The sequence below is a fragment of the Streptomyces sp. NPDC047014 genome (genome assembly GCF_040644195.1).
Classification (GTDB): domain Bacteria; phylum Actinomycetota; class Actinomycetes; order Streptomycetales; family Streptomycetaceae; genus Streptomyces.
This window is the reverse complement of record NZ_JBEYVX010000033.1, coordinates 12416-35927: the sequence shown is the minus strand read 5'-3', so window position 1 is coordinate 35927 and position 23512 is coordinate 12416. Positions and strand designations below refer to the sequence as shown.

At 73.5% G+C, this 23512-nt stretch carries 22 protein-coding genes; 10 read left to right on the top strand and 12 right to left on the bottom strand.

Features of this window, described 5'->3' with window-relative positions; all coding sequences use genetic code 11:
• Positions 1-199 precede the first annotated feature (199 nt).
• The 3 genes from ABZ873_RS19375 (at position 200) to ABZ873_RS19365 (ending at position 3119) form a co-directional block, all read left to right on the top strand.
• Positions 200-1603 carry an alpha/beta hydrolase gene (locus ABZ873_RS19375; protein WP_360873149.1) on the top strand — a complete coding sequence of 468 codons (1404 nt, stop codon included), beginning with the start codon at positions 200-202 and terminating at the stop codon, positions 1601-1603.
• Between the two features lie 106 nt (positions 1604-1709).
• Positions 1710-2702 (top strand): helix-turn-helix domain-containing protein, encoded by a 993-nt coding sequence (locus ABZ873_RS19370; RefSeq protein WP_360873146.1) that lies wholly within the window; start codon positions 1710-1712, stop codon positions 2700-2702.
• 60 nt (positions 2703-2762) lie between these two features.
• Positions 2763-3119, top strand: coding sequence for a hypothetical protein (locus ABZ873_RS19365; RefSeq protein WP_360873143.1), 357 nt, complete (start codon positions 2763-2765; stop codon positions 3117-3119).
• A 183-nt stretch (positions 3120-3302) separates the two neighbouring features.
• Here ABZ873_RS19365 and ABZ873_RS19360 read toward each other — a convergent pair whose 3' ends face one another.
• Together ABZ873_RS19360 and ABZ873_RS19355 are read right to left on the bottom strand one after the other, a co-directional pair.
• Positions 3303-5108 (bottom strand): ABC transporter ATP-binding protein, encoded by a 1806-nt coding sequence (locus tag ABZ873_RS19360; protein ID WP_360873252.1) that lies wholly within the window; start codon positions 5106-5108, stop codon positions 3303-3305.
• A 54-nt stretch (positions 5109-5162) separates the two neighbouring features.
• On the bottom strand, positions 5163-6614 hold the full coding sequence (locus tag ABZ873_RS19355; protein ID WP_360873140.1) for an amidase: 1452 nt from the start codon (positions 6612-6614) through the stop codon (positions 5163-5165).
• Between the two features lie 119 nt (positions 6615-6733).
• On the opposite strand from ABZ873_RS19355, the gene ABZ873_RS19350 reads away from it, so the two are divergent.
• Positions 6734-7351: a helix-turn-helix domain-containing protein gene (locus tag ABZ873_RS19350; RefSeq protein ID WP_360873137.1), complete on the top strand. Its 618-nt coding sequence runs from the start codon at positions 6734-6736 to the stop codon at positions 7349-7351.
• 49 nt (positions 7352-7400) lie between these two features.
• Here ABZ873_RS19350 and ABZ873_RS19345 read toward each other — a convergent pair whose 3' ends face one another.
• The 3 genes from ABZ873_RS19345 to ABZ873_RS19335 form a co-directional block, all read right to left on the bottom strand.
• Complete coding sequence (locus ABZ873_RS19345) at positions 7401-7793, bottom strand: nuclear transport factor 2 family protein (RefSeq protein WP_360873134.1); 393 nt, start codon at positions 7791-7793, stop codon at positions 7401-7403.
• A gap of 96 nt (positions 7794-7889) precedes the next feature.
• The gene (locus ABZ873_RS19340) at positions 7890-9113 is read right to left on the bottom strand and encodes an alpha/beta fold hydrolase (protein WP_360873131.1); all 1224 of its coding nucleotides are present in this window, start codon (positions 9111-9113) and stop codon (positions 7890-7892) included.
• Between the two features lie 79 nt (positions 9114-9192).
• Positions 9193-9606: a VOC family protein gene (locus ABZ873_RS19335; protein WP_360873129.1), complete on the bottom strand. Its 414-nt coding sequence runs from the start codon at positions 9604-9606 to the stop codon at positions 9193-9195.
• A gap of 123 nt (positions 9607-9729) precedes the next feature.
• Here ABZ873_RS19335 and ABZ873_RS19330 point away from each other — a divergent pair, with 123 nt between their 5' ends.
• On the top strand, positions 9730-10773 hold the full coding sequence (locus ABZ873_RS19330; RefSeq protein ID WP_360873126.1) for a YafY family protein: 1044 nt from the start codon (positions 9730-9732) through the stop codon (positions 10771-10773).
• On the opposite strand, the gene ABZ873_RS19325 is transcribed toward ABZ873_RS19330, so the two are convergent.
• The 3 genes from ABZ873_RS19325 to ABZ873_RS19315 form a co-directional block, all read right to left on the bottom strand.
• Positions 10741-11298, bottom strand: a complete 558-nt coding sequence (locus ABZ873_RS19325; RefSeq protein WP_360873249.1) for a ribosome-inactivating family protein — start codon at positions 11296-11298, stop codon at positions 10741-10743. The genes ABZ873_RS19330 and ABZ873_RS19325 overlap by 33 nt on opposite strands.
• A 241-nt stretch (positions 11299-11539) precedes the next feature.
• Entirely contained in the window at positions 11540-11794 is a 255-nt protein-coding gene (locus ABZ873_RS19320) for a DUF6332 family protein (protein WP_360873123.1), read from the bottom strand.
• A gap of 62 nt (positions 11795-11856) precedes the next feature.
• Positions 11857-16419: a hypothetical protein gene (locus ABZ873_RS19315; protein ID WP_360873120.1), complete on the bottom strand. Its 4563-nt coding sequence runs from the start codon at positions 16417-16419 to the stop codon at positions 11857-11859.
• A 205-nt stretch (positions 16420-16624) separates the two neighbouring features.
• Between ABZ873_RS19315 and ABZ873_RS19310 the strand changes: the two genes are divergently transcribed.
• Positions 16625-17266 (top strand): dihydrofolate reductase family protein, encoded by a 642-nt coding sequence (locus tag ABZ873_RS19310; protein ID WP_360873117.1) that lies wholly within the window; start codon positions 16625-16627, stop codon positions 17264-17266.
• Positions 17267-17361: 95 nt separating this feature from the next.
• Here the strand turns inward: ABZ873_RS19310 and ABZ873_RS19305 are convergent, their stop codons facing one another.
• On the bottom strand, positions 17362-18492 hold the full coding sequence (locus ABZ873_RS19305) for an NADH:flavin oxidoreductase (protein ID WP_360873114.1): 1131 nt from the start codon (positions 18490-18492) through the stop codon (positions 17362-17364).
• A gap of 201 nt (positions 18493-18693) precedes the next feature.
• Between ABZ873_RS19305 and ABZ873_RS19300 the strand changes: the two genes are divergently transcribed.
• The 4 genes from ABZ873_RS19300 to ABZ873_RS19285 all read left to right on the top strand — a co-directional run bounded on the left by ABZ873_RS19300 (position 18694) and on the right by ABZ873_RS19285 (position 21146).
• Positions 18694-19167: a MarR family transcriptional regulator gene (locus ABZ873_RS19300; RefSeq protein ID WP_360873247.1), complete on the top strand. Its 474-nt coding sequence runs from the start codon at positions 18694-18696 to the stop codon at positions 19165-19167.
• 85 nt (positions 19168-19252) lie between these two features.
• Positions 19253-19498, top strand: a complete 246-nt coding sequence (locus ABZ873_RS19295; protein ID WP_360873111.1) for an antitoxin MazE7 — start codon at positions 19253-19255, stop codon at positions 19496-19498.
• A 2-nt stretch (positions 19499-19500) separates the two neighbouring features.
• Positions 19501-19881 (top strand): toxin Doc, encoded by a 381-nt coding sequence (locus tag ABZ873_RS19290; protein WP_360873108.1) that lies wholly within the window; start codon positions 19501-19503, stop codon positions 19879-19881.
• A gap of 191 nt (positions 19882-20072) precedes the next feature.
• Positions 20073-21146, top strand: coding sequence for a saccharopine dehydrogenase NADP-binding domain-containing protein (locus tag ABZ873_RS19285; RefSeq protein ID WP_360873105.1), 1074 nt, complete (start codon positions 20073-20075; stop codon positions 21144-21146).
• A gap of 37 nt (positions 21147-21183) precedes the next feature.
• Here ABZ873_RS19285 and ABZ873_RS19280 read toward each other — a convergent pair whose 3' ends face one another.
• The 3 genes from ABZ873_RS19280 to ABZ873_RS19270 all read right to left on the bottom strand — a co-directional run bounded on the left by ABZ873_RS19280 (position 21184) and on the right by ABZ873_RS19270 (position 23505).
• A complete protein-coding gene (locus tag ABZ873_RS19280) occupies positions 21184-21408 on the bottom strand; it encodes a DUF2945 domain-containing protein (RefSeq protein WP_360873243.1) in 225 nt (74 codons plus the stop codon).
• 248 nt (positions 21409-21656) lie between these two features.
• Positions 21657-22112, bottom strand: a complete 456-nt coding sequence (locus ABZ873_RS19275) for a hypothetical protein (protein ID WP_360873102.1) — start codon at positions 22110-22112, stop codon at positions 21657-21659.
• A gap of 46 nt (positions 22113-22158) precedes the next feature.
• On the bottom strand, positions 22159-23505 hold the full coding sequence (locus tag ABZ873_RS19270) for a hypothetical protein (protein ID WP_360873099.1): 1347 nt from the start codon (positions 23503-23505) through the stop codon (positions 22159-22161).
• Between the last annotated feature and the right edge of the window lie 7 nt (positions 23506-23512).

Here is a 23512-nt window from a genome sequence, read left to right as displayed (position 1 = left end):
CTGGCCCGGCGGCGGGCGCCCTCCATCCGAACGGCCCAACGCGCCCCGGGACCGCGCGCGTGGTCCCGTACGGCCGGCCCGCGGGCCCATGACCTGGTCACTCGGGGGTCCGCGCGCCGCGGCACCGGGCCCGGGAGGAGGGCCGGCGCGCGGTCGGCCGGGATGTCCTCCCGCCTGCCCGGGGCTACGTTCCGAAGCTATGACGCACATATCAGGCGATCGGCACACCGGCCCCTCCCGTCGCGCCCTCCTCCTCGCCGGAGCCGGCGCCGCGGTCATGACGGGATGCGCCCGCAGCGGCGCGAACGGCTCACCGGCGGCCGCCACCACCGGCTCCGTCACCCCCAGCCCGGCCGCCGGCGGCCTCACCCCCGGCGTGATGACGCTGTTCAAGGACCCGGGCTACAACTTCAACGGCCTGCTCGCGCTCGGCGCCTCCGGGGCCGGCTCCGCCGAGGTCGGTGAGGTCCTCACCGCCGTCAATACGATCAACCAGGCGGGCCTGAGCGCGCAGTCGTACGTGGACACCTTCCGCAAGCTCGGCGACCAGCTCCTCAAGCCCCCGCCCGGAGCCCCCGCCGACGGGCAGACGAAGCGGTTCAGGGCGCTGCGTGCCGCGCAGTACTACGGCCAGGCCCTGTTCTTCGTCCTCGGCTCCGAGGACCCCGGCGCGGAGGAGAAGCTGTACCGCGCTGGCCGCGACGCGTGGGACGCGTTCTGCGATCTGTGCGAGCCCGCTCCGGTGAAGGCCCAGGTGCCGTACGGGACGACCCCGCTGCCCGTCTGGTTCTTCCGGCCGGACACCTCCAACACCCGCCGCCCGACGGTGATCCTGACCAACGGCAGCGACGGCCAGAATGTCGATATGTGGACCTATGGCGTCTCCGCGGCCCTCGACCGCGGCTGGAACGCCCTCGTCTACGACGGCCCCGGTCAGGGCCAGTTGCTCTTCGTGGACCAGGTGGTCTTCAGCCCCACCTGGGAGAAGGTCGTCACCCCCCTCGTCGACTGGCTGACCGCCCGCCCCGACGTGGACCCCGGCCGGATCGCCCTCACCGGCCTGAGCATGGCCGGCGACCTCGCCCCGCGCGCCGCCGCCTTCGAGAGCCGGATCGCGGCGCTCGTCGCCATGCCCGGCTGCGTGGAACCGTGGCTCGGCTTCCCGCCCGAGATCCGCAAGATCCTCACCCCCGACAAGCAGGAGACGAACGACATCTGGAACAAGGAGGTCGTTCCCGAACTGCCCCCGGAGGTGGCCGCCGTGATGAAGAAGCGCTTCGAGCCCTTCTCCATCCCGGCCATGCTGGAAGCCCGCCAGGGCAAGCTGTTCACCGACTTCTACACCCCCGCCACCCGCATCCAGGCCCTGTCGATCACCGAGGTGGTCGGCCGCATCAAGGCACCCACCCTGGTCCTGGACTACGAGGGCGAGCAGTTCTACCCGGGCCAGGCCCGCCAGATGTACGACGCCCTCACCTCCCCGAAGGACTACGTCAAGCTGACGGCGGCGGAGGGAGCCCAGCTCCACTGCTCCCCGATGGCCCCGCAACTCCACTGCGAGGTCGTCTTCGACTGGCTCCAGAAAACCATGTCGTCGACCTGAACGGCCGACCGCACACCGGCGCAACACGCCGCGCAAACCGTTCTCCCTTGGACCATGTGCCGCCCCATCCTGAGCCGTTGGAAGATCGACTCAGGAGGGGGACGGCATGTGGTCCACGGCTTCGTCGGAGGAACTGCCCGCGGGGGAGCGGTTCGACTGGTTCGCCGACATGGTCTCGCGCGAGGTGGTGCCCACCGCGATCAGGAGCGAGCGGCCGGCCGAGTTCCGGGCGGAGGCCGCCGTCCTGGACGCCGGGGACATCCGCGTGTCGCGGCTCGCCTACGCCCCTCTGCGCTCCCGCCGCACCCCGGCGCTGATCAGGCGCAGTGATCCGGAGCAGTACCAGCTGGCGCTGGTGAGCAGGAGCTCCATGGCGATGTCCCAGCACGGCAACGACTGCCGCGCCGAGCCCGGGGACCTGGTGCTGTGGGACACCTCCTTGCCCTCCGTCGCCGAATCCCCCGCCCGGGCGGGCGTCGGTGAGCTGGTGGTCCTGCACCTGCCGCGTGCGGCGCTGCCCCTGCACACCCGCGGGCTCGGTCGCCTCCTGGCCCACCGCATTCCGGGCGGCGAGGGCATGGCGGCGATGCTGGGCGGCTTCATGTCGTCCCTGGTCGCGAGCGCCGACCGGTGCACCCCGGAGGAGCTGGAACGCCTCGGCGCCGTCGCCGCCGACCTCGCCGCCGCCTGCCTGGCCCGCCATCTCGGCGCCGACGCGTCCTTACCGCCCGAGGTGCGGGCGCAGGCCCTGCTGCGGCGCATCCACGCCTTCATCGAGCAGCACCTCGGCGACCCCGGGCTCACCCCCGCCGTGATCGCCGCCCACCACCACATCTCCGTACGCAGCCTCCACCAGCTCTTCCGGGGCGCGGACGAGACCGTCGGCGCGCGGATCCGCCGACGCCGCCTGGAGCGGTGCCGCTCCGAGCTGTCCCGGGCCGATCCGCGCCGGAGCCCGGTGCAGGACATCGCCGCCCGCTGGGGGTTCACCAGCGCGGCCGTGTTCAGCAGGTCGTTCCGTGAGGCGTACGAGCTGAGCCCTACGGAGTTCCGCGCGCTCAGGGTCAAGGAAGCCTGCGCGGAGCGCACACAGCGGTAGTACCCGCCGTTCCTATGCTCGGTGCGTCCGGTCGGACAAGATCACCGAGGAAGGTACGACATGAAGAAGAGAATCGTTCAGGCTGCCATGGCGACGGCGGCGGTGGCCGCTTTCGGACTCCTCACCGCCGCCCCGGCGTCGGCCGCGTCCGCCTCGTGTTCGAGCGGCGGCAGCACCGTCTGCACGAGCAGCACCGTCGCGGCGAACGGCAACCACCAGGTGTGCTTCGGCGGAAAGCACACCGCCCTGGCCTACTGGGGCCGCGCGGAGCTGTGGGACAAGGACACCGGCGTGATGGTCGGCTCCATCGCCACCAACCAGTGGCGCTGGCAGCAGACGTGCGTGGGCGGTCTGTACGGCCAGAACTACTACCTGCGGGGTACGGGCGGCCAGTTCTACGGCGAGGTCTGGAACTGACCCGACCGGCCGCATGCACGCGGCAGGGTCCTGTGCCACCCGCCGCCGGGCCCTGCCGGACCGTCCTCCGCGGGGGAGGGCGGTCCGGCGCGGCTTCGCCGGTGGCCGGCCCCTCGCGCCAGGCTCCCCGGCGCGGTGGGTACGTCACGGGAACCCCCGAGTTCGACTGAGCGGCCGGGCGCCTCAGAGGCGGTCCGGCGACGGGCCGCCGCCTCCCAGGTCCGCCGTGGCCAGGAGCTGGGTCGCGGCCAGCTCCCCGTAGAGCGGGTCGCCCGCGACCAGTTCGGCGTGGGTGCCCACCGCGCGGACCCGGCCCGCCTCCATCACCACGATGCGGTCCGCGAGCGTCACCGTGGACAGCCGGTGCGCCACCACCAGTACGGTCATCTCCCGCGCGACCTCCGCGACCAGATCGCGCAGCGCCAGCTCGTTGACCGCGTCGAGCTGCGAGGTGGCCTCGTCGAGGAGCAGCAGCCGGGGCTTGCGGAGCAGGGCCCGTGCGATGGCCACCCGCTGGCGTTCGCCGCCCGACAGCTGGGAGCCGCGGTGTCCGACCAGCGTGTCGAGCCCGTCCGGGAGCCGGTCCACCAGCGAGTCCAGCCGGGCCTTCACCAGTACCTCGCGGATGTCGTGGTCGGTCGCCTCCGGCGCCGCGAACAGCAGGTTCTCCCGCAGCGTGCCCGCCAGTACCGGTGCGTCCTGCTCCACATAGCCGATGCAGGCGCGCAGCCGGTCGAGCGGCCAGTCCCGTACGTCCCGCCCGTCCACCAGGACCCGGCCGCCCGACACCTCGTGGAACCGCTCGATCAGCCCGAACACCGTGGTCTTGCCCGCGCCGGACGGCCCGACGAAGGCCGTCGTCCCCGGGGCGGGCACCTCGAAGGAGACCCCGCGGTGCACGTACGGCATCCCCGCGCGGTAGCGGAAGGACACGTCCTCGAAGGCCACCGACACCGCCCCCGCGGCCACCTCCGGCAGGGGCGCGGACACCGGCACCACGGGCTCCGTCTCCAGGAGTTCCGCCTCCTCGATGCGGGCGACCGCCGCCGCCCCGACCTGGTACTGGGTCGCCGCGTCCACCAGCTTGCTCACCGGCTCGATCAGATAGAAGAGATAGAGCAGGAAGGCCACCAGCGTGGCCACGGATATCGACCCCGAGGCCACGCGCGCCCCGCCCGCCCCCAGGACCGCCAGGAACGAGACCTGGATGGCCAGGCCCACCGAGGACCCGGCCACGGACTGCCATTTCGCCGAGGTCAGCCCGTGCCGCCACGCCTGCACCGCCGCCTCCTCGACGACCGCGGCCTCCCGCGCCTCGGCGCCCGACGCCTTGACCGTACGGAAGGCCCCGAAGACGCGCTCCAGCCGGGTCGACATCTCCCCGACCGCCTCCTGCGAGCGGGTGGTGGCCCGTGAGATCTTCGGCATCACCAGCGCGAAGGCACCGCCGACGACGACGATCACGCCGAGCGTGACACCCAGCAGGACCGGGTCCATCAGGGCCATCATCACGATCGTGGCGAGGAACCCGAAGCCGCCCACCACCGCCGAGACGATCGCGGTGGTGGTGACGGCGCGCAGCAGGGTGGTGTCGGAGGTGATCCGCGACATCAGGTCGCCGGGCTGGTTGCGCTCCATCTCCGGTACCCGCAGCCACAGCAGCCGGCCGATCAGGGAGCGGCGGGCGGCCAGGACGACCGACTCCGCCGCGCGCTCCAGTACGTACGCGCCGATGGCCTCGATGGCGGTGCCCAGCAGCACCAGCGCGGTGAGCGTCAGCAGGATCGCCGTGAACGGCTCCTCCCCGCCCAGCCGTTCCACCAGCGCCTTGGCGGCCAGCGGCTGGGCGATTCCGGTCGCGGTGCCGATCAGCGCGAGCGTGCCGCCCAGCAGCACGGCCCGGCGGTGCGGCCGGAAATGCCGGTACAGGGCCCGCCAGGTGGCCGTCGCGGAAGGGGGCGCCGACTTCTCGGGCTCGGTGTGGTGGATCTCCCGGGTGCTCACGCCCGGGAGGACGTGCCCACCGCGTCCGGGGTTGCGCGCTCAGACGGGCAGCCGCGCGCCCGCCCACACCGGAGGCTTGCGCTCCGCCCAGGGGGCGGCCTTCTCCAGCTGCGCGGCGAGCCGGAAGAGCAGGTCCTCGCGCCCGTACCCCGCGGCGAACTGCACGCCGATCGGCATCCCGGTCTCCGGGTCGGAGGCGAGCGGCACCGACATCGCGGGCGTACCGGCGACGTTGAACGCGGCGGTGAACGGCGAACGGTGGAACAGGTGCTCCAGCCAGCCCAGTCCGTCGGCCTCCTCCGCGCCCCGGCCGTAGGTGGACAGCGGCAGCGGCAGCTCGGGGAGGGTGGGGGTGAGGAGTATGCCCTGGGCTGCGAAGTGGGCGCCGATCGAGCGGGCCACCCGGTTGCGGACGTCGAGGGCGCGGACGAACTCCGCGCCGCTCACCCGCTGCCCCCAGGCGTAACTGGCCAGCATCTCCGGCTCCACGGTGGTCTCGTCCACGGGCCGCCCCGACGCCGCGGCGAAACCGTCGATCCAGGTCACCAGGTTCGTGGCCCACAGCCGGGCGTTGGCCAGGACGAACTCCTCCCAGTGCACGCCGAGTTCGACCGTGGTGACCTCGACCCGGTGGCCGAGGGATTCCAGCAGCCGGGCGGCGGCCACGGCGGCCCGGGTGACGGCCGGGTCCACGTCCCGCCCGTTCCAGGGGGTGGTGAGCAGGCCGATGTGCAGCGTGCCGGGGTCCCGGGTGATCTCCTCGCTGTACGGGCGACGGGGGCGCTCGGCGAAGTACGGATCGCCGGTCTCCGGGCCCTGGATCAGGTCGAGCAGCGCGGCGCTGTCACGTACGGTCCGGCTGAGCCCGCCGTGCACGGCCAGGCCGTTGAACACCTCGTCGGCGTCCGGGCCCAGGGAGACCCGGCCGCGGGTGGGCTTGAGCCCGAACAGCCCGGTGCTGGCGGCCGGGACCCGGATCGACCCGGCCGCGTCGGTGGCGTGCGCGAGCGGGGTGATCCCGGCGGCGACGGCCGCGGCCGAACCGCCGCTGGAGCCGCCCGGGGTGCGGGTGAGGTCCCACGGGTTGCGGGTGGCCCCGTAGAGGACCGGCTCGGTGGTGGTGCTGTAGGCGAACTCGGGGGTGGCCGTGCGGCCCAGCGTCACCAGACCGGCGCGGCGGAACCGCCGCATGAGGAAGGAGTCCTCGGCCGCCACATTGCCTTCGGCGAGCCGGCTGCCCAGCTCGACGCGCTTGCCGCGCATGGAGACGGCCAGGTCCTTGATGAGGAACGGCACGCCCGCCAGCGGGGTACTGCCCGGGACGGGACTGTCCCCGGCGGGCCAGCTCTCCACGACGGCGTTGAGGCTCGGGTTCACGGCGTCCATCGCGGACTGCGCCGCGTGGGCGAGCTCCGCCGGGGTCACCTCTCGGCGCGCCACGAGCTGGGCCAGGCCCACGGCGTCGTACTCGGTGTATGCGTGCAGCTCCATGAGATCCACCTGTATTTCCACTCGGTCCCGTGCGATACCGATCGGTATCGTCTGGGGGTGGGCGGTAACGTAGCATGGGCCGGGAGAGACGGGCCACCACGAGCGGAGCGAGGCACACCATGACGAGCAGCCCGCCGAGGCCGGGCCGGGACTCCCGGGTCGCCCGGCTCCCTCCGCGCGAGCGGATCCTCGACGCGGCCGAGGAGCTTTTCCTCAGCGAGGGCATCAGGGCGGTCGGCGTACAGGCGATCGCGGAGCGGGCCAAGACCACGAAGATGGCGCTCTACCGGCATTTCGCCACCAAGGACGCCCTGATCGAGGAGTGGCTACGGATCGTCGCGGCGGGGTACGTCGCCGCTCTCGACCAGGTGGAGAACGAGCACGCGGGGGACGGGCGGGCTCAAGTGCTGGGCGTGGCGCGCTTCTTCGCCGAGGGGCTGCCCGAAGTCGCCCGCAGGGGATGCCCGTTCGTGAACTCCGTCGCCGGTCTGCCCGACCCGGCTCATCCGGCCCGGCGGCTGATCGCGGAGCACAAGGCCCGTCAGCGGGCCCGGCTCGCGGCCATGTGCGAACGGGCCGGTGCGCGAGAGCCCGACGAGCTCTCCGCGGAGATCACCTTCCTGCTGGAAGGGGCCCAGATCAGCGCGCAGAACGGCAGCGTCGACCGGGCGGGGGACCGGCTCGTGGCGGCGGTCACGGCGGTGCTGGACAGAGGGGCGGAGTCGCCGGCGGGGTGAGACCTCCGCCCCGTCGCCGGGCCCGTCCGGGCCCGGCGGGCGGGGTCGTTCAGCGGGCGCTGCCGATGTTGCGGTCGGCGTCGGAGCCGCTGAGCATCAGGGTGGTCTCCTCGATGCGGTGGAAGCGGCCGTCGGGGGCGAGGTCGGCGAAGACGTAGACCTCCATGCTGACGGTGCTGCCGTCGTTCTTCGTGATGTGGCAGGTGTGCCGGTCGGCGTACTTGCTCCCGTCGTACAGCTCGTCGTGGACCTCGACCGTGCCGCCCGCGACGATGCCGCGCAGGTGGCTGATGTGGTCCAGGAACTCGGCGCGGTCGGCCCACTCGCCGTCCGTACGCTGGCGGTACCCGTCGGTGAAGTGGCGCTCGGCGGCCTGCTCCAGGGTGATGTCCTTGTTGAACAGGAGGTCGTTCAGGGCGGCTTCGATTCCGGTGCGGTTCATCTGTGCTTCCTTGTCTGGTGAGTCGGTAACTGGTGAGTCGGTGCTGTGCTGTGCTGCGTTGCTGTGCTGTGCTCTGCGAAGTATGTGCGGGGTGCCTCAGGCGCGGTGCGCGAGGGTGGTGTCGAGCCAGTCGTAGATCCGGGCCAGGGCCAGCCGCATGGCACCGGGGTGGCAGTGGGCGCCGGCGCCCTCCTCCGCGGTGAAGGTCATCAGGGTCTTCGGGCAGGTCAGGTGGTCGAAGAGCTGCTGGGGCTGGCCCTGGAAGAACTCGTCCTCCTCGGCGTCGCACACCAGCGTCGGGCACTGGATCCGCTCGGCGATGCCCCCGGCGAGGGTGTAGTCGAGGTAGGAGGCGCTGAACGCCCGGGGCGAGTCCACGCCCATGACGTACATCCCGTGGTTGATCGCCCAGCGCGCGGTGGCGTCCTCCTCGATGATCTGCGCCATGCGCGCGTCGAGCTCGGGGGCCGATTCCGCGCGCAGCATCCGCTCGGCCTCCTCGCGGTCGCCGGGGAGGTGCCGGGTGGACACCGCGCCGAGGTCGTAGACCCCGTCCACGGCGATCAGCGCGGCGATACGGCGCTCGAACGCGGCCGCGCGGGGGGCGAGCAGGCCGCCCATGCTGCTGCCGAGGAGGGCGATCCGGCTGTTGTCCACCTCGGGCAGGGCCTCGGCGAAGTCCACGACCGGGGTGATGACGTTCTCCCAGTCCGGGCGGAAGGCCATGTCCTGGCGGTGGCGGGGGCCGGGCTGCCCGGGGCCGTCGAAGGTGAGGACGGTGTATCCACGTTCTACGGCGGCCAGCGCGCCGCTGAAATGCAGTTCCTCGGCGGTGCCGTCGAAGCCGCTGTGCATGATCAGGGTCGGGCGGGGAGCGCCGCTGTCGTCCGGCCGGTAGAGGTAACCCGGCAGCGTGGTGCCCTCGTAGGGGATCTCCACCGGCTCGATGCGCGGGCTGGTGAACAGGGCGGCCGCGGCGTGGAAGCAGGCGACGCTGCGGTCGTAGGTGTGGGTGTGGCGGGGGTCGCACGGCCGGCCGTGCTGGAAGAACTCCGCCGAGCGGTAGTAGTTCGAGGCGCGCAGGAAGCCGTCCCGGGCGCTGACGGTGTGGCCCGCGTCGAGCGCGCGCCGGGCCTCGGCGGAGACCCGGTCGGCGGTGGCCGTCCACTCCGTGTGCCAGCTGTCGTAGTCGCCCTCCTTGATGCGCGCGCTCGTCGCCATGACCTCGCCGAACTCCGCCCCGCCGTAGGCGATGTGGCTCATCGAGCGCAGGGTCTCGTACCAGAACTGGGTGTTGCCGGGGAACAGCAGGGGCTGCATGACGCTCTCCTTAAGCACAGATCTGTGCGTACGTCAGCGACTGTAGACCCTTCACCCGGCAGGAAGCAAATAAATGTGCTTACGAGCTTCCGTGGGTGCCTCCCGCGCGCTCGATCGCGGCCGGCGCGACCGGGGTGAAGAAGTTGACGAGGTTGCCGTCCGGGTCGCGGAAGAGGAGGGAGCGGTTGCCCCAGGGCAGGGTGGTGGGGCCGCTGACGAACGCGTCCACGAAGCCGCTCAGGTCCTCGTGCGTACGGTCCACGTCCTCGACGAGGAATTCCAGGATGACGCTGCGGTTGTCGGCCGGCCGGGCCGAACCGGGCGCGAACAGCGGGACGGTACGGGTGCTGCCGACGGCGAGGGTGGCCGAGGCGGTCCGCAGCTCCGCGAAGTCCGCGGTGGCCCAGGTGGCGGACACCCCCGTGGCGCGTTCGTAGAACGCGACGAGGCGGGCGACGTCGTCCGTGATGATGCGGCTGGACACGAAGTGCATGGGGTTTCTCCCGGGTCTGGTCGGTCGTTCGGCATGCGGCGGGGTGCTGCTCGGTGCCGCTGACCGCACGCTACGACCGATACCGGGCGGAACCCGCCCGGTATCCGCGGGAGAATCGCAGGCATGCCCCGACCCCTCGCCCGCGTCCTCACCCTGCTGGAGCTCCTGCAGTCGGGTGGCCTCCGCGGCGTGCCCGAACTCGCCGACCGGCTCGGCGTCGACGAGCGCACCGTACGGCGCTACGCACAGCAGCTCCTCGACCTCGACGTCCCCGTCGAATCGGTGCGCGGCCGCTACGGCGGCTACCGGCTCGCCCCCGGATTCCGCATGCCCCCGCTCATGCTGAGCGACGACGAAGCACTCGCCGTCCTGCTCGGCCTGGTCGCCGGCCGCCGCTCGGGCCTGACCACGGCCACGGACACGGCGAGCGAGACGGCGACGGCCAAGATCCGGCGGGTGCTGCCCGAGCGGCTGCGCCGCCGGCTCGACGCCGTGCTCGACACGCTCGCCTTCACCGCACCGGAGCCGCCGCCCGGCAGGCGGGCGGCGGCCCCGGATCCCGCGGTGCTGCTCCCGATGGCGGACGCCGTCCGGCACCACCGGCCGGTCGCGATCCGCTACACCGCGGGCGACGGCGGGCACAGCGAGCGCACCGTGCACCCGTACGGGATCGTCGCGCACGCGAGGAAGTGGTACGTGACGGCCCTGGACCCTTCCGCGGGGGAGGAGCGCGGCTTCCGGCTGGACCGGGTCACCGGCGTGCGGATCCTGCCCGGATCGTTCGCACCGCCCGCCGGGACCGATCCCGCCCGACGCCTCCTCACCTCCCTCGCCACGGCCCCGTACCGGCACGAGGTGAGCCTGCGCGTGAAGGCCACCGCCGAGCTGATCCACACCCGGCTGCCCGCCTCCGTCGCCCTCGTGACCGAGCCGCCCCCCATAGACGGCTCCGCCCCCGAGGCCGACGGCTGGTGCCGGGTCGCCCTGCGCGTGGACCGGCTCGACTGGCTGCCCGCCGTACTCGCCTCGCTGGACCGGCCCTTCGTCATCGAAGGCCCCGATGAGCTGCGCGCCCTCGTCGAAGCCTTCGCCGCACGGCTCACGGACTCCGCGCGGCGAACCGCCGTGCCCGGATCACAGCCGGCCCCCGGTCATCCAGATACGTGACATCGCGTCCGCCAGGGCGGGGTAGCGGGCCGCCTCGCACAGCATCTCCGACAGCACGAGCATGCCGTGGGCGGTACTGCGCGGATCCCGGTTCTGGTGCAGCCGCATGACCGCCGCGCTCAGCGGACGGCGCCCGAGCTGGATGCCCGCCCGTCGCACGGCGGCGGCCGTCTCCAGATCCGCCCGGCAGCCGCCGAACGGCAGGGCCTGGCTCCGGTCCACGCCCGGCGGGGCGGCCGAATCCCGTACGTGACGCATGTACGCCTCGGGCGGGGCCTGGCCGTTCTCGAAGATATTCCGGAAACCGGCGATGCGCAGGCTGGTATTGCGCGGGCGGAGCTCGATGTAGAGCTCGATGAAAAGGCCCCGCAATTGGATGTGGAGGGGAAGGTACGGCATTTCGCCCTCCTTGCGCCCGGCGCCACCGAAAAACCCTTGGGCGTCCTCTGCCTTGGACCGGATGGTCGAGGTCAGGGACCGGTAGTCGTCGGGCGAGGCCCAGGCCGGGGAGAACAGTATCGGCATCAACATGGCCGGCCGATCAGGGAAGCGGCCCGGAGACCGGACTCCTCAAAGGAAATCTGCGCCGGCCCGTCGGGATCCTGCCGCACTCACGCATGCACCTCACCACCTCCACCGTCATTCCGGTCCCCGGCGGGATCGCTTTCCCGCCGCTACCGGATTCGGTCCGATGTGCTCCTTTGTAGTGCTCGGGGGAGCGGTGTTGAGAATTGTTGACCGCTGATGCCAAAAAATCGGCCGGGCCTCAACGCCCTTGCCGGCGCCGCACATCGAAGCGCAGCAGTACGCGCGCCACGCGCCACACCGCGGCGGCAGCCGCCAGGACGCCCGCCCCCACCAGCAGCTTCTCCCGGGCCGCCCCGGACACGCCGAGGGCGAGGGCGGGCACCACGAGCAGGCCGAAAACGGCGGCGGCCAGGACGCCGGCTGTCACCAGCGCGAACATGATCTCCACCGTCATCGCGTCCTTCTCCCACCGCGACTCGCTCCCCATGTCCATGCCGGACAGCGTACGGTCCCGGGCGCACGGCCGTCGGCCGCGCGCCGCGTTCGACCGCCCCGTCAGCGGGCCGCCCGCCACGCCTCCGTGAACAGCTCGTGGGGCGGGACCGGCGGCAGCAGCCGCAGGAAGGGGAGCTGCGGGTCCGAGCGGCCCGCGGAAGCCTCGTAGGGGCCGAGCTTCGCGGTCTCCAGGGGCAGGTGCGGGGCCTTGAGGTCCGTCCACGGGCCCGGTACGAACGCCGTCCGGCCCGCGCGGGCCCGGCGGCCCGTCTCCACCGCGCCCGCCCCCGCCAGCTCCGCCTGGGCCGCCTTGTGCCGGGCCGGGCTCCAGCCGTTCCAGCGGCGGACGTTCTGGTCGGTGGGCCGGGCCAGCGCCAGCAGTTGCAGGTACAGAGCGGCCGCGTCGGCGCCCACCCCGAGGGCCGCACCCACCTCGGCCACCAGCTCCGGGACACTGAGCGCCGGGTCGGCCTCGTACCCGCCGGGCGGCACCGGCGTACCGGCGGCGCGGGCGAGCATCCGGACGGGGCCCTCCCCGCGGACCGCTTCGATCCGCCGCACCGCGGCCCGCAGCTCCGGCAGGCCGAGGCTCGCGCACAGCCGCTCGGCCCGCTCCGCCCGGGCGGGATCCGCGAGGGCCGACGGCCGCAGGAACACGTCACCGCCGGGCACCGACACCACGAGCAGCCCGTCGTCGTGGGCCGTGGAGACCACCGTGTCCTCCCGGTACAGCGGCCGCGGGCTCGGCAGTACGGCGCCCTCGTACGGCCCGAAGGCCGGGTCCCCGGGCACGGCGCGGGCCAGCCCGCGATGCCAGCCGAGCGGGATCAGCATCCGCGGGTCGTCCATCCGCGCCCGCAGGGCGGCATGCACGGCGGCGGCGCCGACGGCGGCCGGATGGCCCACCGGCAGCTCGGTCAGCGCCCAGGCCACGGCGGAGGCCGAGGCAGCGTGCGGCGGGTGCTGTACGAAGACCTGGCGGCCGGTGCTGCCGTCGGCCTCGACCGGGTGCAGCGCGAGCCCGCCGCCGGGGGTGCCGACCAGGACGCCTGCGGCGCCCGGCACATACCGGCCGGCGGCCTCCGCACCGCCGGTCAGGGCCAGGGCCCATGCGGAGCCCAGCCCGAGATCGGCCTCCAGGGCGGTGGCCAGCTCCTCGTCCACGTACTCCGTGGCGCCGAGCAGCCCGGCCCACACCTCGGCCATCCGCCCGGCGGCCGCGGTCATCCCGCCCGGCTCCCACAGCCCGGCCGGGTCCTCGGGGACGCCCGCGGCGAGCACCGCGCGGCAGCCGGAGTCGCCGAGCCGGTGGCGCAGCCCGTCGTACTCGCGGGCCATCGTCCTGTTCGCCTTGTACGGGGCCGCCCGCAGGGCCTTCGCGTGCTCGTCGGGGTCGCTGCGGTGCGGCAGACCGCCGAGCACCAGGGCGGCGACCGCCCGCCGCACGCCCGTGCGCCGCGCGAAGGTCTCCACCGCCTCCGGCGGCACGGGAAGCGGCCCGCGCCGGGCCAGCGCATCCAGCAGCAGCGGCAGCCGCCCCGCCTCGTCCCGCTCGACGGTGCGCACCGCGTCGGCCGCGGGGTCGCCGACCGTGCCTTCGGCCGTACCGCCGTCTTCGTACGGCCGCACGGAACGGCCCCCCGGGCCGATGCGCCAGCGGCCCCCGCGCGCGGCGAACGGCTGGTCGGCCCAGGTCTCCAGCAGCGCGGAGAGCGCCGTACGGTCCTCCTCGGAGGTGGTGCCGACGGCGGCCCGCCAGGCCACCGCGTCCGCGAAGCCCAGCAGCGCGGTCCACGGCGCCGGGGGCGCCGGCAGGGCCAGCCGCCTGGTCTCGTCGTCGATCTCGCCGCGCAGGAACCGGCCCTCGGCGGCCACGGCGGTCAGCGTCGCCGGGTGCGCGCCGGGCACGTACGAGCCGTGCGGCCGGACCGGCGGCAGCAGCCCGCCCAGCGCGGGGAGGAGCGCGGTGTCCGGCACGGCCCGGCGGAGGGCGACCGCCGGGCCCGCGCGCATGATGCCGACGCGGCGGGACAGCGCCTCGCGGCGCCGCAGCACATCGGCGGCGAGCAGCGCGGCCCGTACGACACCGTCCACCACCCGCGGCTCCGACACCCCGGGCAGCAGCCCGGCGACGCGCTCCCGGAGGCCGTCCGGCCCGTCGGCCCGGACGGCCGCGTCGAGCAGGGCCCGCACGGTCTCGTGGCCGAGCGCGCGCAGCGCCTCCGAGGAGGCCGCGTCGCGCGGGGTGAGGAAGTGCCAGTAGGCGGGCGGCGGGAAGGGTCCCACGCCGTGGGCCCCGGTCCGGTCGTGCGGCCCGGAGCCCGCGGCGGGGAAGCCGGTGGCCTCCCACAGCAGCGAGTTGTCCTCGGCGGCGTGGCAGCGGACGGCCGTCCCGCCCGCGAGCACCGCCTCCTCCCCGCCCAGCGGCATACGGAGGATGCCCCAGGGGCGGCGGCCCGGGCGCCGGCTGCGGTAGCGGGCGCTGCGGCCGTCGACGCCTTCCAGCAGGAACTCGGTGGGCGAGGGGCCCGCGTACGGGGTGCGGTACAGCACCCGGCAGCCGGTGAGCGCGCCGTCCTGCCCGAGCGGCGACGCGGGCGCGTCCGGCGGGAGGACGGCGAGGGTCAGCTGGTCCCCGAAGAGGGCCATGCCCGGCGGCAGTTCGGCCGGGCTGTGGAAGGCGGGCAGGCTGTGCCCGGCGGCGCGCTCCCCGGTCACGGGATCCACCCGCGCCCAGCCCTTGGGCCCCTTGAAGACCTCGCAGCTCCACCAGTGGGTGCCGTCGCTCATCTGGAAGTCGTGATCGCCGATACCTTCCGGGCCGCCTGGGCGCAGGACGCGCTGCCCGTCGTGCCGCCCGCCGCCGTCCGCGGTCTCGAACTGGTAGCCGAGGCCGCCCTGGATGCTGCCGCCGTAGGGCCGCAGGCCGTAGCTCTCGTCCGGTACGAAGACCTCCTCGGGCCGGTCCGACCAGAAGGCGTGCCCGCCGAAGGCCCGGCCGGGCCCGGTGGACCAGCTGACCAGGAACCGGCCGCCCACGTAGTGGACGGCGTGCCGCACGGCGTCCTCGGGCAGCGCGAACTCTGCCGTGGCGCGCACGGAACCGGGGGCCACGGCCACGGCCTTCGCGCGGCCGTAGACCGTCAGCACCGGCCAGGTGCAGGTGACCCCGGCGGCCTCCTCCGGCGCCAGCGCGGCCACGGCCTCCTCCAGGGCGGGCCAGCCCAGCTCCTCGGGCAGTCCGGCGCGCAGCGCCCGGGCCAGCGGACCCGCCGGGTCCACGGCGGCCAGCGCCTCGTCTATGCCGTCCAGGGCGGTGGCCGTGGGCCGGTCCAGCAGCCCGGCCAGCTCCTCCACGGCCTCGTCGGCGGCGGCCAGCCCGCCACCCGCCAGCGCCCCGAGCAGGCTCTCGACGCGGGAGTGCACCTCGGCGGCGATGCCCGGGTTCTCCGGGAGCCGGGTGATGGCGGTGCCCCGGCCGCGCAGCCCGGCGTGCAGCGTGCCCTCCAGCCGGGACCCGAACACCGGGTCCGCGGCCAGGGCCTTGAGGTCGCGGCGGGAGCGGTCGCCCCAGAAGCTCAGCCGGATGTTCTCGCCCGGGTCGACGACGGCTATGCCCTCCGCGAGGCAGAGATCCAGGAGGTCCGCGTCCAGGCCGGGCCAGCGGTAGCGGTCCTCGTGCAGGGCGACCGGGACGGCGGCGGCCCGCAGCCGGGGCGCGAACCGGCCGACCAGGTCGAACAGTTCGGCCGGCATCGGCTGCCGGGACACACCGCCGTAGGCCACGCGGTAGTGCGAGTAGGCGTGGGTGTACCGGCCGAGCCATGCGGCGAGCCCGCCCTCCGGCGTGACCCGGCCCGCGGTGACCGCGTCGGCCGCACCGGAGCGCAGCAGCAGGCGCAGCCAGGCGGCGGCGTCCTTGCGCGACTCGGGGAAGAGGTCCAGGAGGTCGGCGAGGGTGCCGTCCTCCTGCGGGTGCTCGGCGAGCAGCGCGGCGGCCGCGTCGAGCAGCCGGTCCGGTACGGCCTTCCCGCGCGCGGCGGCCAGCGTACGGGCCAGCACCCGGGCCTCCTCGGCGCCGTCCAGCCCGGCGCCGCGCGCCGAGGCGCGGATCCGGCGGGCCAGATCGGCGGGGAGCTCGCCGGGGGAGGCCGCCCACGCGCCGAGGACCCGTACGAACTCGTCGTGCGCGGCGGCCGGGTCCAACCGGTCCGCCAGCCAGGTCTGGTGCCCGCTCAGCTCCTTGACCGGGAGGGCGCCGGACCGGGCGAGCAGCAGCACGTTCTGCCGCCGCCAGGCCGGATCCACGGGCAGGTCGTGCTTCTCCTCCGCCGTACGGGCCAGGGTGTAGGCCCGGCCGGCGGCGCGGGTGTCCCAGGAGACGAGCCGGTGCGCCACCGTGTCCCAGTACCAGGGCAGATGGGCCGGCGGCAGCCGGTGGGCGAGACCGGCCAGCCCGTCCAGGGCGCGGCCCGCCTTCGGGTAGGCCCGGGAGATCCGGTCGCGGACCTCACCGAGCAGTCCGCGCGCGGCCTCCTCCGCGTCCGGCCCGTGCGTACGGGCCCAGTCCGCATAGACCTCGGAGCGGCTGGGATCGGACGGGAGCGGGACGAGAAGGTTCATGATTCGATCCTGGCACGCCCCACTGACAGCCCCGCCACCCCGGCCCGTCGGCCGGAATCCCACCCGGTGGACGGCGCGCCGATGAGTTCCGCGGATCCCGGCGGTCTATCTCTGTGACGGCAGCCCCATCGCCACCGAGACACCACACCACCGCGCCACCGCGACACGACAACGCCGCGACCCCACGCCACCCCGGGAGCACATCATGGGACTCATCCACATCGAGCTGTTCGCGACCCTGGACCTCGTCGGGCAGGCACCCGGCGGTCCCGAGGAGGACCCGGACGGGTTCCCGTTCGGCGGCTGGCAGGCGCCGCTGCTGGACGAGGTCTTCGGGGAGCAGGTCTCGGCCGCGTACGAGGGGACGGACGCCCTCCTCCTGGGCCGCCGGACCTACGACATCTTCGCCGCGTACTGGCCGCACCAGAAGGGCGACGGCGAGGACGGCGAGATCGCCACCCTCTTCAACAGCATCCCCAAGTACGTGGCCTCGCGCGGCCGCCCCGAGCTGCCCTGGGCCGGTTCCACCCAGCTGGGCCCCGACCTGGCCGCCGCCGTGCGCGAGGTCCGGGACCGGCACGAGAACGTGAAGGTGGTCGGCAGCCTGGACCTGGTGCAGAGCCTGCTGCGCGAGCGGCTGTTCGACCGTGTCGACCTCTGGCTGCACCCGGTCTTCCTCGGGGTCGGGAAGAAGGTGTTCCGCGAGGGGGCGGTGCCCGCCAACCTCACGCTCCTGGAGCCCCCGGCGGCCGGCCCCAAGGGCGCGGTCTTCCTGCGCTACGGGCTCGCCGACGGGATGCCCGCCACCGGGGACATGAGCGCCCCCGACCGCGGTCTCGGCGGCTGAGCCCTGGTCCGCGCGGCCGTGGGCTCGTGGTCCGTGGGTCCGTGATCCGTGATCCGTGGGTCCGTGGTCCGGGAGGCCGGACCACGGACCGGCGGTCACCGGCTGAGGGACTTGAGCGCCGCCGCGTCGTACGGCTTGAGCTCGTCGAAGCGGCCCGCCAGGACCTTCGCCGCCCACTGCGGGTCCTGGAGCAGCGCCCGGCCGACGGCGACCATGTCGAACTCCTCGCGCTCCATGCGGTCCAGGAGGTTGTCGATGTCGCCGAGCGCCGCGCCCTCGCCCGCGAAGGCGCGGAGGAAGTCGCCGTCCAGGCCGACCGAGCCCACGGTGATCGTGGGACGGCCGGTGAGCTTCTTCGTCCAGCCGGCCAGGTTCAGGTCCGAGCCCTCGAACTCCGGCAGCCAGTAGCGCCGGGTGGACGCGTGGAAGGCGTCGACGCCCGCCGCCGCCAGCGGCGCCAGGATCGCCTCCAGTTCCTCCGGGCTCTGCGCGAGCCGGGCGTCGTACGCCTCCTGCTTCCACTGCGAGTAGCGGAAGATCACCGGGAAGTCGGCCGGGACCCGCTCGCGGACGGCCGCGACGATCTCCGCCGCGAACTTCGTACGGGCCACCGCGTCGCCGCCGTACGCGTCCGTGCGGCGGTTGGTGCGCTCCCACAGGAACTGGTCGAGCAGGTAGCCGTGGGCGCCGTGCAGCTCCACCCCGTCGAAGCCGATCCGCGCCGCGTCCGCGGCGGCGTCGGCGAAGGCGCCGATGACGTCGTCGAGGTCGGCGCTGGTCATCGCCCGGCCGGTGCCCTCCGTACCGTCCACGCGGATGCCGGAGGGGCCGACGGCGGGCGCCTCGGCGTACGGGGCCTCGCCCTGCTTGCGCACCATGCCGATGTGCCACAGCTGCGGCACGATCGTGCCGCCCGCCTCGTGCACGGCCGAGGCGACCTTCGCCCAGCCCGCCAGCTGCTCCTCGCCGTGGAACCGCGGCACGCGGTCGCTCTGGCCGGCCGAGTCGTGGCCGACGTAGGTGCCCTCGGTGACGATCAGGCCCACGCCCGCGGCGGCACGGCTGCCGTAGTACGCGCGCACGTCCTCGCCGGGCACGCCGCCGGGGGAGAACATGCGCGTCATCGGGGCCATCGCGATGCGGTTCGGGACGGTCAGGCCGTTGAGCGTGACGGGCCGGGACAGGATCTCGGCGGCGCGGGAGGCGGTGGACGTGGTGACGGTCATGCTGTTCCTCCGGAGTGAGGCAATGGCTCGTCGGGTGACAACGAGAAGTGCATAGTACACATGCTATGTATCATGCATATTGCGGCGCCGTGCTGCGGGACTGGTGCAGGACGCCGACGCATCGACCCGTCGGCGGTCCGCGATAATGGGGCGCCGGACGGAACGGGAGGCGCTGTGCTGGAGAGACTGGAGCGGGAGCTGATGCTGCTCTCGCGGCATCAGGTGCTGGCCCGGCGCGAGCGCGACACCGAGCGCCTGGACCGGTCCGCGTACCTGGTACTCAGCCGGATCGACACCCAGGGCCCCATGTCCATCGGGCAGTTGGCGGAAGCCTTCGGTCTGGACACCTCCACCGTGAACCGGCAGACGGCCGCCCTGCTGCGCTGCGGCCTGGCCGAGCGCGTCCCGGATCCCGAGGGCGGCATGGCCCGCAAGCTCCGTATCACCGCCGAGGGCGCGCTGCGGCTCTGCGAGGACCGCGAGGCCAACCGCTCCTGCCTGGCCGGTGTGGTCGCGGGCTGGTCGCCCGAGGAGGTGCGGGAGCTGGAGGACGCCCTCGTACGCTTCAACCGCAGTGCCGAGGCCCGCGAAGGGCGCCCCTGGCCGCGCGCCGAGGAGGGCGAGGCCGGTCCTGCCTGCCGTGCGCCGCAGCCGCGGGATGCCGCGAGCCCCTGAGGGCGCCGTCCGTGCGCCGGTGGCGCTACGGGCGCTCACGGGGCAGGGGTATTCGCAGAGGTATACATCGGTGCATACTCGGGGCATGGCAGACACCACTGTGAAGGTCGATTCCGAGACGCGTGACCGCTTCGCCACCGTCGCCGCCGCGCAGGGCAAGAGCGTGCGCGCCTATCTGGCGGAGCTCGCCATCGAGGAGGAGAACCAGCTCGCTCTCGGGCGTGCGACCGCCGCGTTCCGCGACGCCGTCGCCCAGCCCGGCATCGCCGAAGCCTTCGACCGCGAGTTCGGCGGCCTCCCCGCCGCGCCGGGCGCCCACCGGGCGGCCTGACGTTGAACCTGCACATCGACATCCGCTGGCTGCTCGACCGCCAGGAGGAACTGCTCGGCCGCGACCTCGGCGTCTCCGACTACTCCGGTCTGGTCGCCGCCGTAGCCCGGCACCGGGTCAACACCCCGGCCCTGACCAGCGGCAGCCCCGACGCGTTCTGGCGGGCGGCCGCGCTCCTGGAGCAGATCGTCCTCGTACGCCCCCTGCCCGCCCGGAACGAGTACTTCGCGTACGGGGTCACCGTCGCCTACCTCGGGGCCTCCGGAGCCGAGATCGGCACGAGCTTCGAGCCCTGGCGGGACCTGATCACCGACATCCGCTCCCTGCGCCTGAACGTCTACGACGTGGCCGAACGGCTCCGCGCGCTCCAGCCCGGTTCCTGAGCCCGGCCCCGCGCAGGTCGCGTACGGCCCCTCCCGCCCGTGTCCGGAACTGTACGCCCGGCGTCGTTCCGGACACTGGTGGGGTCTCGCCCGCCCCGGCCAGGATGATCCCCACAGCAGCGCACCGGCCCGCCGAGCAGCACCCGGCGGAGCCCGGCCGCGCAACGGACGCCAGGCAGGGGAGCCCTCGTATGAACGGCACGAGCAAGAACGGCACGAGCGTGAACGGCGCGACGGAGCACACGGACCACACGGTGGCGGTCTACGGCGCGTACGGACACACCGGCCGGTTCGTGGTCGCGGAGCTCGCCGCCCGCGGGTACACGCCCGTACTCTCCGGCCGCGACGCCGCCCAGCTCGCCGCCCTGGCCGAGGCCACCGGCTACGAGGCCCGCCCCGCCACCGTCGACGACCCGGCCGCCCTCGACCGGGCCCTGGCCGGCACCCACGCGGTGATCAACTGCGCGGGCCCCTTCGCCGCGACGACCGCACCCGTGATCGACGCGGCCCTGCGCGCGGGCATCCCGTACCTGGACGTTGCCGCGGAACTCGAAGCCAACCTCGACACGTTCACCCACTACGCCGCCCGCGCCCGGGAGGCGGAGGCCGTCGTCGTGCCGGCGATGGCCTTCTTCGGCGGGCTGGGCGACCTGCTGGTCACCGCCGCGATGGGGGACTGGGAGCAGGCCGACGAGGCCCATATCGCCTACGGCCTCAGCCACTGGCACCCCACCGCCGGGACCCGGCTGTCCGGCGCGGTCTCCCGCGAGCGGCGCGGCGCGTACCGGCTGCGCTACAGCGGCGGTGCCTGGGAGCGCCGTACCGACGCCCCGCCCACCGAGCAGTGGCCCTTCCCGGCCCCGATGGGCACCCGGCCGGTCGTCACCGAGTTCACCATGGCCGATGTCGTCACCGTCACCGACCACCTGCCGATCCGCGACGTGCACACCCACATGGCGGTCGACGCCGCCCAGGACATCGCCTCGTCCGACACCCCCGCCCCCTCCGCCACGGACGACCAGGGCCGCTCGGACCAGACCTTCCTCGTCGACGTGATCGTCCGCTCCGGCGGGGCGGAGCGGAGGCTCGTCGCCGAGGGCCGCGACATCTACGCCGTGACCGCGCCGCTGGTCGTCGAAGCCCTCGGCCGCGTCCTGACCGGCCGGATCCGCACCCGGGGCGTCGCCTCCGCAGGCCGCATCTTCGACGCCCCCGACTTCCTGACGGCCCTCACCCCCCACGTCACCCTCCGCCGCGACGCCTGACCGCCCTCACCCGGCGGTACGGACCCCGTCAGGAGGTTCAGGAGCTCTTGCCCTTCCTGCGCAGCGCCTGCGGCTTGTGCACGGCGGTCCGGCCGGACTTCTCGCTCTCCACCTCGTACTGCGGCTCCTCCTGCGAGGCGTCGACCGTACGGCCGGCTGCCCGGGTCCGCTGTGTGATCTTCTTCCGGACCTTTCCCGTCACCTTCTGGCCGTGGCTGCTCCACGAGACCTCGTCACCCTTGCCCAAGCTGTCCTTGGCCATGCTGATCTCCTCGGTCCGTCCGATGGCGCCCTCGGTGAGGGCCCGGGGCGTCATCCACCCCTCCCACACCACGCTCACGCACGCCACCGCATCGCGCACCCGCGTCATCCCCACCCGCGTCATCCCTCCGGCTCGTAACCTCACCGACACCGTGACCCGTACGCCGAAGCCTGCCCTCACCGTGTCGGAAGGTGAGGGCAGGCTTCATGGCGCTTCGTTCTGTCCGGCTTCGCCGGGAAGGGCAGCGGCTACGAGGGCCAGCGGCTGGGAAGGCTGCTGCCGCCGCCGCTGTCGGCCGGGAGTACGCCGTGCTCCGGTGTGATCGTCCGCCAGGTGCCCTTCGGGTCCTCTCGTGTCAGGAAGAGGATGACCCGTCGGCCCTCGTGCAGCGGGTCCCCGCCCGGATAGGGATCTCCGCCCGCGCACTTCTGGGGCGTGGAGATGACCTTGAGGTCGGTGTAACCGATGTCATCCCCCTTCAGGACCGGCAGCCCCTCGGTGCTGACCGCATAGACGTGTGCCTCGGTGCCGAACACCGCCTCGTCGCCCACCCGCTCCGTCACGTCCGCGGTGACGACGTAGTCCGCACCCTCAAGGGCTTCCTGCGGAGTGGAGTAGACGGGCCACGCGGGACACGCGTCACCACCGCCGGCGGAGGCCGAGGAGCAGGCCACGAGGCCACCGAGGAGAAGTGGGACCAGCAAGGGTCGTACCTTCATGGTCGGCGTCCTGTCCCCGTAGTCTCCGGACTCATCCGGTGGCGAGCGTTCCCATGTTGTACGTAGAGGTGTAGCCGATCCAACTGTAGTGCTTCGCCCCTCCGAACGTTCCGGAGTGCACACCGCGCGCGACGTTGCCCGTGGCGCTGCTGGCGACCGCACCGCCGCTGTCACCACCCGCGCTGGAGTACGAGGCCGCGGACTGTCCGTAGACGACGCAGTTGCAGGTGGTGCTGGTGTGGCTCGCGTTGGTGGACGAGATCGTCCCGCAGCGCGCGTTCTCGGAGTTGCGGCCGAACAGGCAGGCGGCGGAGCCCACGGCGCCCAGAGAGGATCCCGTCACCACCCGGCCCTTGTTCGCGGCGTTCTGGTACAGCCACGGCTGGCCACCGCTGGGGATCGAGAGGAAGCGCATGTCGGCGTGGGTGCCGTTGGAGAGGGCGTTGGTGCTCGTCAGGGAGCCGTACGTGGCACTGCCCGAGGCGACCGCGCCGCTGTTGGTGCCGTACCAGCAGTGGCCGGCGGTCACCGCCCCGCGCACCCCATTGCGGTTGACGACCCAGCCGATGCTGCACAGGCTGTTCGACTTGCTGATGCCGACGCCGCCGCGGCGGGGCGAGTCGCAGGCGTTGCGGGACGTACAGGCTTCGTCGCCTCCGCCGCCTTCGGTGATGACCGCCGGGACGTCGAGCCGGGACAGGACGTCCTGTACGCCGGTGCGCGCGCTTCCCGGGCGGAGGACCACCTTGAGTCCGTTGGCGGTCACGTCCTCCTCGACGGCGACGACCGGTATCCCGGTGCCGCCCGCCTCGGCAGCCCACTTCCACACGGCTTCCATGGCCCCGGTGAGCTGGGCGCTGGAGTGCTCGACGAGCCGGAATTCGACGTCGGAAACCGTACTGCCCGACTTGAGAGCTGTTTCCGTGAGTGCTTCCTGGCGATTCGTCGTCGGCAGCGCACCGGCGAACTGGACGACCAAGCGGCCGCCTCGACGGTTGTCGAGGAAATGCCCGGCAAAATTCTGCTGCTGCGAGAATTCTCGGACGGTGGGTTCCACCGCGGACACGAGCGCGTCGCGGCGCTTCATCTCCGCCGCCTCGGCAGCCGTTCCGATGAATCCCCACTCGTTGACGAGGGCCGCCCCTTCGCGGATGCTCCCGGAGGGCGTCTGGGCCCTCCGGTCCTGAAGAATTTCGGACAGCCTGCTCTCCGTGGCCTCGAAACCGAGCTCCTTGCGCAGGCGCAGGGAATCGTCGATGACGCCGCCGTCCACCTTTTGAAGCACTGTGCTGGGCGCAGGAGTTGACGCGGGGAGCGCCACTGCGGGGACAGCGGCCGGGACGACCATTCCGGCTGTCGTCAGAACGGCCAGCATCACGGATCTG

Excerpts from the sequence above, each read along its gene's own strand:
- ABZ873_RS19315 (WP_360873120.1), bottom strand. The coding sequence starts at position 16,419 with ATGAACCTTCTCGTCCCGCTCCCGTCCGATCCCAGCCGCTCCGAGGTC.
- ABZ873_RS19320 (WP_360873123.1), bottom strand. The coding sequence starts at position 11,794 with ATGGACATGGGGAGCGAGTCGCGGTGGGAGAAGGACGCGATGACGGTG.
- ABZ873_RS19345 (WP_360873134.1), bottom strand. The coding sequence starts at position 7,793 with ATGAACCGCACCGGAATCGAAGCCGCCCTGAACGACCTCCTGTTCAAC.
- ABZ873_RS19355 (WP_360873140.1), bottom strand. The coding sequence starts at position 6,614 with ATGGAGCTGCACGCATACACCGAGTACGACGCCGTGGGCCTGGCCCAG.
- ABZ873_RS19370 (WP_360873146.1), top strand. The coding sequence starts at position 1,710 with ATGTGGTCCACGGCTTCGTCGGAGGAACTGCCCGCGGGGGAGCGGTTC.
- ABZ873_RS19350 (WP_360873137.1), top strand. The coding sequence starts at position 6,734 with ATGACGAGCAGCCCGCCGAGGCCGGGCCGGGACTCCCGGGTCGCCCGG.
- ABZ873_RS19310 (WP_360873117.1), top strand. The coding sequence starts at position 16,625 with ATGGGACTCATCCACATCGAGCTGTTCGCGACCCTGGACCTCGTCGGG.
- ABZ873_RS19300 (WP_360873247.1), top strand. The coding sequence starts at position 18,694 with ATGCTGCTCTCGCGGCATCAGGTGCTGGCCCGGCGCGAGCGCGACACC.
- ABZ873_RS19285 (WP_360873105.1), top strand. The coding sequence starts at position 20,073 with ATGAACGGCACGAGCAAGAACGGCACGAGCGTGAACGGCGCGACGGAG.
- ABZ873_RS19365 (WP_360873143.1), top strand. The coding sequence starts at position 2,763 with ATGAAGAAGAGAATCGTTCAGGCTGCCATGGCGACGGCGGCGGTGGCC.
- ABZ873_RS19325 (WP_360873249.1), bottom strand. The coding sequence starts at position 11,298 with ATGCCGATACTGTTCTCCCCGGCCTGGGCCTCGCCCGACGACTACCGG.
- ABZ873_RS19340 (WP_360873131.1), bottom strand. The coding sequence starts at position 9,113 with ATGCAGCCCCTGCTGTTCCCCGGCAACACCCAGTTCTGGTACGAGACC.
- ABZ873_RS19295 (WP_360873111.1), top strand. The coding sequence starts at position 19,253 with ATGGCAGACACCACTGTGAAGGTCGATTCCGAGACGCGTGACCGCTTC.
- ABZ873_RS19330 (WP_360873126.1), top strand. The coding sequence starts at position 9,730 with ATGCCCCGACCCCTCGCCCGCGTCCTCACCCTGCTGGAGCTCCTGCAG.
- ABZ873_RS19335 (WP_360873129.1), bottom strand. The coding sequence starts at position 9,606 with ATGCACTTCGTGTCCAGCCGCATCATCACGGACGACGTCGCCCGCCTC.
- ABZ873_RS19305 (WP_360873114.1), bottom strand. The coding sequence starts at position 18,492 with ATGACCGTCACCACGTCCACCGCCTCCCGCGCCGCCGAGATCCTGTCC.
- ABZ873_RS19280 (WP_360873243.1), bottom strand. The coding sequence starts at position 21,408 with ATGGCCAAGGACAGCTTGGGCAAGGGTGACGAGGTCTCGTGGAGCAGC.
- ABZ873_RS19375 (WP_360873149.1), top strand. The coding sequence starts at position 200 with ATGACGCACATATCAGGCGATCGGCACACCGGCCCCTCCCGTCGCGCC.